At 67.5% G+C, this 2,215-nt stretch carries 2 protein-coding genes; both read left to right on the plus strand.

Annotated features, from left to right (window positions below; translation table 11 throughout):
- Positions 1-180 precede the first annotated feature (180 nt).
- On the plus strand, positions 181-1,086 hold the full coding sequence (locus AC1DU6_RS28370) for an N-acetylmuramoyl-L-alanine amidase (RefSeq protein WP_457321002.1): 906 nt from the start codon (positions 181-183) through the stop codon (positions 1,084-1,086).
- Positions 1,086-2,099, plus strand: coding sequence for an ABC transporter permease (locus AC1DU6_RS28375; protein ID WP_477861212.1), 1,014 nt, complete (start codon positions 1,086-1,088; stop codon positions 2,097-2,099). The genes AC1DU6_RS28370 and AC1DU6_RS28375 overlap by 1 nt, the downstream gene beginning before the upstream one ends.
- Positions 2,100-2,215: the final 116 nt, after the last annotated feature.

A 2,215-nucleotide genomic window follows, 5' to 3' on the forward strand; every position in this document is an offset into this window, starting at 1 on the left:
GATGGCGGTAGGTGTCGGCCGAGGGCGTGGCGTGCAGCGTCGTGTAACTCATGTCACCCATTCAACCATCACCTGCACTCATACCTGCAGCGCCCTCCGACATGGCCCCTGCGGGCTGGCCCCGGGGCCACCGTGTCGGGTGCGCTGCAACAATCCAGGTCTGGCCACGCCCTCCCACGCATGAAGTCCACCTCCCTTGTTGCCGCCGTCCTGGCCCTGCTGCTCAGCGCCTGCGCCAGCGTGCCCTCGCCGGTCCCCACGCCCGCCCCTGTCATGGCCGCAGGCCCTGCCGCCGCAGTGCGCGCACCCAACATCGACCGCAGCTACACCTCGCAGAATCAGGACAGCCGCGCTCTCTACATCGTGCTGCACTACACCGTGCTGGACTGGGAGAAATCGCTGAAGGTGCTGACGACCGGTGGCCAGGTGTCGGCCCACTACCTGGTGCGCGACAACCCGGTGGCCAGCTACGCCCTGGTCGACGAGAACCGCCGCTCCTGGCATGCCGGCGCGAGCTTCTGGGCCGGCAACACCAACCTGAACTCGGCCTCCATCGGCATCGAGATCGTCAACGCCGGCTATGTGGACGGCCCCGGTGGCCGCGTCTACGCGCCCTTCCCGCAGGCCCAGGTGGACGAAGTCATCGCCCTGGTGCGCGACATCCAGAAGCGCCATAACGTCAAGCCAGAGCGCATCATCGGCCACGCCGACATCGCGCCCGGGCGCAAGCAGGACCCCGGCCCGCAGTTCCCCTGGAAGCAGCTGGCCGACGCCGGGCTGATCCCTTGGCCCGATGGCCCGCTGGTGATGGTGAAGACGCTGGAGCATGAGGTTGCGCCGCGCGACGTGGCCTGGCTGCAGGAGCGGCTGGCGCGCATCGGCTACAACGTGTCGCGCTCGGGGCAGCTGGACGTGATGACCAAGGAGGTCATTGCCACCTTCCAGATGAAGTACCGGCCACGCGACATCTCCGGCACGCTGGATGCCGAGACGGCCGCGCTGATCGAGGTGGCGTCCACGCCCAGCGCGATGCGCGTGGCAGGTGCGACCGACACCGAGACGCGACCGTACACGTCGCGCTGGTAATGCTCGCCTTCCTGCTCAAACGCCTCGCCACGCTGGTGCCGACATTGATCGGCATCACCATCGTCGCCTTCGGGCTGATCCGCCTCGTGCCCGGTGACCCCATCGAGGTCATGATGGGCGAGCGCCGCCTGGACCCCGAGACGCATGCAGCTCTGGTCAAGCGCATGGGGCTGGACCAGCCGCTGCCGGTGCAGTATCTGGACTACGTGGGCAAGCTCATGAGAGGCGACCTGGGCCAGAGCCTGGTCAGCCGCGAGCCGGTCAGCAAAGAGTTCGCGGCGCTGTTCCCGGCCACCGTCGAGCTGGCCACTGCGGCGCTGATCTTCGCGGTCGGCTTCGGCCTGCTGCTGGGCGTCAGCGCGGGCCTCAAGCGCGGCTCGCTGCTGGATCAGGGCGTCATGGGCATGGCCACGGTGGGCTATTCAATGCCGGTGTTCTGGTGGGGCCTGATCCTCATCATGTTCTTCTCCGTCAACCTCGGCTGGACGCCGGTGTCGGGCCGCATCGGCATCGAGTTCGATCCCGAGCGCGTGACCGGTTTCATGCTGATCGACTCCTGGCTCAGCAACGAGGAAGGCTCCTTCAAGTCGGCGCTGATGCACATGATCCTGCCGGCCCTGGTGCTGGGCACCAGCACGCTGGCGGTGGTGGCGCGCATGACGCGCTCGTCCATGCTCGAGGTGCTGCGCGAGGACTATGTGCGCACGGCGCGCGCCAAGGGCCTGTCGCCCACCCGCGTCGTCGTCGTGCATGCGCTGCGCAATGCGCTGATCCCGGTGCTGACGGTGGTCGGCCTGCAGACCGGCAGTCTGCTCGCCGGCGCCGTGCTGACCGAAACCATCTTCTCGTGGCCCGGCATCGGCAAATGGCTGATCGACTCCATCGGGCGGCGCGACTATCCCGTCGTGCAGGCCGGCATCCTGATCTCGGCCCTGACCTTCATCGGCGTGAACCTCATCGTGGATGTGTTGTATGGCGTCGTGAATCCGCGGATTCGGGGTGGGGGGCATTGAGGCAATCATGACAAGGGCGCTGCGTTCCGTGTCTGAGGTTTGGGCCACTCTTGGCTTCGGCTGCTTGCTCGCCGCCGCCATGGGAGGCGGGCTGCTGGCATGGCAGCTGGCGGCCT

It is taken from the genome of Roseateles sp. P5_B10, assembly GCF_056400485.1.

Bases quoted from the DNA above. Each gene is read 5' to 3' on its own strand.
- AC1DU6_RS28370 (WP_457321002.1), top strand. From the start codon at position 181: ATGAAGTCCACCTCCCTTGTTGCCGCCGTCCTGGCCCTGCTGCTCAGC.
- AC1DU6_RS28375 (WP_477861212.1), top strand. From the start codon at position 1,086: ATGCTCGCCTTCCTGCTCAAACGCCTCGCCACGCTGGTGCCGACATTG.